This is a genomic window from Mesorhizobium sp. M0848, from assembly GCF_040319805.1.
In the GTDB taxonomy this organism is placed as follows: Bacteria; Pseudomonadota; Alphaproteobacteria; order Rhizobiales; family Rhizobiaceae; genus Mesorhizobium.
This window is the reverse complement of sequence record NZ_JAMYOM010000063.1, coordinates 1-4,072: the sequence shown is the minus strand read 5'-3', so window position 1 is coordinate 4,072 and position 4,072 is coordinate 1. Positions and strand designations below refer to the sequence as shown.

At 59.4% G+C, this 4,072-nt stretch carries 4 protein-coding genes and 1 pseudogene; 3 read left to right on the top strand and 2 right to left on the bottom strand.

Translation table 11 applies throughout. From position 1 onward, the window contains the following. Positions 1-332: 332 nt before the first annotated feature. Positions 333-1,343, bottom strand: a complete 1,011-nt coding sequence (locus NKH95_RS33185; RefSeq protein WP_352894571.1) for an IS110 family RNA-guided transposase — start codon at positions 1,341-1,343, stop codon at positions 333-335. 66 nt (positions 1,344-1,409) lie between these two features. Here NKH95_RS33185 and NKH95_RS33180 point away from each other — a divergent pair. Then, a pseudogene (locus NKH95_RS33180) lies at positions 1,410-1,586 on the top strand (IS630 family transposase); the annotation flags it as partial. A gap of 374 nt (positions 1,587-1,960) precedes the next feature. Then, complete coding sequence (locus NKH95_RS33175) at positions 1,961-2,284, top strand: M20/M25/M40 family metallo-hydrolase (protein ID WP_352894574.1); 324 nt, start codon at positions 1,961-1,963, stop codon at positions 2,282-2,284. Positions 2,285-2,872: 588 nt separating this feature from the next. Here NKH95_RS33175 and NKH95_RS33170 read toward each other — a convergent pair. Continuing rightward, entirely contained in the window at positions 2,873-3,376 is a 504-nt protein-coding gene (locus NKH95_RS33170) for a GNAT family N-acetyltransferase (RefSeq protein ID WP_352894569.1), read from the bottom strand. A 455-nt stretch (positions 3,377-3,831) separates the two neighbouring features. Between NKH95_RS33170 and NKH95_RS33165 the strand changes: the two genes are divergently transcribed. Further along, positions 3,832-4,072, top strand: a 241-nt coding sequence (locus NKH95_RS33165) for an IS4/Tn5 family transposase DNA-binding protein (RefSeq protein ID WP_352894567.1), incomplete at its 3' end; no start/stop codon positions are given.

Below are 4,072 nucleotides of genomic sequence, written 5' to 3'. Positions count from 1 at the left end.
GCTGTGAGCCGCCACCATCCCATCCAGGGGGACCTTCGAGAACTCGTCCGTCACGATCCCGACTGCCCCTCCAGGCTACAATCCCATGTATGGATGGCTCCTGCGGGTCAAGGGTATCGGATCGGCTTTGGTGAACAGGTCGGTTGCGGCCATGTATACGGCGTCTGAATGTGCAACGGGATCGCTGCGCGCCCTGATGAATATCCGCTTGGAGAACAGGTCCCACTCAATCGAGCGCGCTCGAGGCGCTTCGGATTGATCGGGGTGTCCTGGTTCTTCGTCTCCGTTTGTTCGCCATCACCTCACTTTGCCCTGACCATTCCGAGAGCCTGTCAGGCTGACTGCGGCTCGTAACGCGATCCGTCCCTCAGGACGGCGAATATTGTTCGTGCCATGCGATGCGCCAAAGCGACGGCGACGATCTTCGTCTTCTTTCGCATCAGCATGCCCGATAGCCAGTCCGAGCTCGGCTCGCGCTTGAGCCTGCATCTGAGCATGATCTGCGCCATGGCGCCCAGATACAGCAAGCGTCGGATATAACGATTGCCCATCTTCGAGATCCGGCCCACCCTCTGCTTGCCTCCGGTGGAGTGCGGCTTGGGAGCGAGGCCGAGCCAGGCGGCATAGTCCCTTGCGCTGCCGAAATTGTCGACATCCGGCGTCGTCGCCGCGATGATCGTCGCCGACAGCATCCCCACACCTGGGATTGTGGCTAGACGCTGGCTTGTCTCGCTTTGCGCGTAGGTCTCTTCGAGCTCGTCGGTCAGCCGCTCGATCCGCTTGTCCGTCTCGGCCAACTGATCGAAGAGCAAACTCACAGGCATTCGAGCTACTTCCGGCAGTTGACCCAGTTGATCCTTCAGTCGATTGACGTTCTGCGCGCCCTTCGCCGCGATGACGCCGAACTCCGTCATGTGGGCCCGGATCGCGTTGCCGATCTGCGTGCGCTGGCGAACCAGAAAGTCTCGCGTGCGGTGAAGAACCAGAACCGACGAGCAGGCTTCGCTCTTGATGGCGACAAACCGCATGGAGGGGCGTGTCACGGCTTCACAGATGGCGGCCGCATCCGCAGCATCCGTCTTCCCGCGCTTCACGTAAGGCTTCACATAGGAGGGCGGCATCAGCCGGACGTCGTGCCCCATCTCCAGAAGCCTGCGCCCCCAATCGTGAGAACCTGCGCAAGCCTCCATGCCGATCAGGCATCGTGGACGCTTCTGGAAAAACACCAGCAACTGGCTGCGGCGAAGCTGACGGCGTACGAGAACCCGACCGTTCCCATCGACACCATGGATCTGGAAGACACTCTTTGCGAGGTCGATGCCAACTGTGGCAAGTTCTGACATGGATGGCTCCTTTGCTCGGGACGACAACATCCCAACTATGGCGCAATGCGACGCCGGGAGCAGGAGCCATCCACACCATCAATCGAGCAAGCCTTCGCCAAGATCAAACACTGGATGCGAGCCGCCCAGAAGCGAACCATCGACGACACCTGGCGACACATCGGCCACCTCGTATCAACCATCGAACCCAATGAATGCAGAAACTACTTCGCAAACGCTGGATACGCTTCTGTCAAAATCTGAAACGCTATAGAAGCGCATATAGAGCAAGGGGACGAGTTAGAAGTCTCGAAGAAGCGGATCGGCGTTGTTACGAGCATCGTCGGAATTTGGCAGTACTCAATCGCTTTTTATGGCATTCAGAATCACACGGGCACGACACGCATGGCTGTCCGAAAGGATGCCGGCGTCGCTGCGGCGGCGCTCGTCATGGCCATTGCGGAGCGCTTTCCTGGGGTGGCTGGCTCGCGTTCCGTCTGGACTACAGGTCGAATAACGCTGGAGCCGGGTGCTGCTAGCATAATTCCTGGGAACGCAGAGATTTTGTTCCAGTTCCGGGATTCAGAGTTGCCTGTACTTGAGCGCCTCGACAATTTCCTGCGAGAACTGGTAAGGAGATCGCAATCAAGACCGGCTGCCGCCCCGAAATTAAAAGGACCGACACCTTCAACCCATGGCAGACCGATTGGCGGTTCCGGGATGCGATAGAGAATGCGGCTGCGCTCCATGCGCCTGGCGCCTACGTCAGAATGCCAAGCGGCGCCGGCCACGATGCGCAGGTTGTAGCCAGCAAGTTAAAATCCGCTATGCTTTTCGTGCCTAGCATCGGCGGTATCAGCCACCATTGGACCGAGAACACAGACGATGACGACCTGGTACTTGGCTGCCAGGTGCTCGCTGATGCTGCTGAGGCGATCCTGCGTGCGGAAAGTAAGCCGTAACCTTGCAAAAGACGGTTTGCGAAACTGCCGGTCACGGCACAAAAACTGGACGAATGGTGATGGGAGTTATCGCTCTTGCTTACACCTCGGGATGTGGACATCGCCGCTCCAAACTCGCTAAACCCATCAGCCAGAGGCGAAAGAAACGGCTGGACTGATCCAGGCACGTTTGGTCGGAAGCTGGCCCCTCGGTTCTGGCCATTTGACCAGAAAATTGCTGGGACCATGCGTCGAAATGTTCTCGATATCGCGATGGCACTCGTGGCTTTTTTCTGGCCCCGATGGACGCCCTCATCGGCGAACAGAGGCGTTGCGATCTCAGTTTCCAGCGCCGCCAGGACAAACAGGCGGGAGCAGGTCCTTCGGCAGACTAGGGCTTATTGCGATCTTAACGCGGCGTGCCGGCCACCCGCCAGCAAACAAAGCGCTTGACGGGTATCCCTTGCCGTTGTTCCGCGCTTCCGCCCGTCAGCAAGTTTGCAAGATCGTTGCGTCAGTGCATCCTGTCAACATCAAGATCCTGGGTGAGACCCCCCGCCACATGCCAGTGATCGGTCTTCGGTTTACCCATATTGGCCTGCCGACTAGCTAGGGGGTGCGAGGCGATTTCGCAAGCCTGCGCACAAGCGCCTCCCATTCCGGCCTCAGTAGCGACAGCACCAGCTCGTCGCAATGCTTCCCGCGGAAGAAGGCGCTGCCGCGCGCCACACCTTCCGCGACAAAGCCCACGGCCTCGTAGCTGCGCTGAGCCCTGAGATTATCGGTGAAGCAGCCGAGCCAGAGCCTATGGACGTCGGTTTCAGTGAACGCCGCCCTGACGACTGCCCACATAATTGCCCTACCAAGTCCCCTTCCCGGCTCGGCGACAGCAACACGCTGTACAAGCGTCGTCTGCTCGCTCGAAGCCCAGTCGCGAAGGATGGCAAAACCGACCAGCCTTCCGTCTGCCTCGGCGACAAAATACTTATAACGCGACTCCGCGAGTGCCGCCCTATGTTGAGCTTCCTCCCACCGGTCGATTAGCTCTTCGTATCCTTCCAGGCGCTCAGTGCGCATGATGAATGGGATGTCAGGTCCGATGGCGCGCCTCAAGGCCACGCCCGTCGGACAATTTGATCTATCGATGTTTTGCAACCGTTTTTAACCTGTAAATCTGTCGAACCGCTCAGACCTCAGGTCGTCAGTATACTAGGGTCCACGGCCGATTTTTGCGAATTGTCCTATGCGAACGCAGGAGATCGGCGTTCCGTAGCTACCCCTGCGTAAAACCGGCGATCCAGGCGCGGCGGAGAGGGACCGGGCATGACGCGCGACCGTGCGGCCGGAAGTTACTCCGGCCCTCATTGGCTCGGCACCGGTCGGCCCTGGTGTGGCCGCATCCCGATTTCGTGCTGTCTGGTGCTCCGTCAAATTGATGGCCCTCGAATGCTGGCCCAAAGTATCCCCACGGTGAAGCTTTCAATTACCCACATCGTCGGCGGGGTCTATTGCCCCGGATGAATCTGCCGTGATTCTGTTCGTGACGCCGAATCACGGAGGCGTCACGGATGCGAGACAGGTCCAGCAGGAGCGAAGCCGCTTGGCAGGAGGAAGAGCTTTCCAAGGCGGCTCTTCCCGACAAGCGTCTGGCGCGTCGGCTTCGACGGTTACTGAATCAAATGTCAGCGGCGCCTGGCAAGCCGATCCCGGCGGCCTGTGGCGATTGGGCGGCGGCGAAGGCTGCCTACCGCTTCTTTGACAACCCGCGCGTGACCGAACACAGCGTTCTCGCCGGCCATTTCGCCGCGA

Coding starts and splice junctions, on each gene's coding strand:
- NKH95_RS33185 (WP_352894571.1), bottom strand. CDS start 1,343: ATGTCAGAACTTGCCACAGTTGGCATCGACCTCGCAAAGAGTGTCTTC.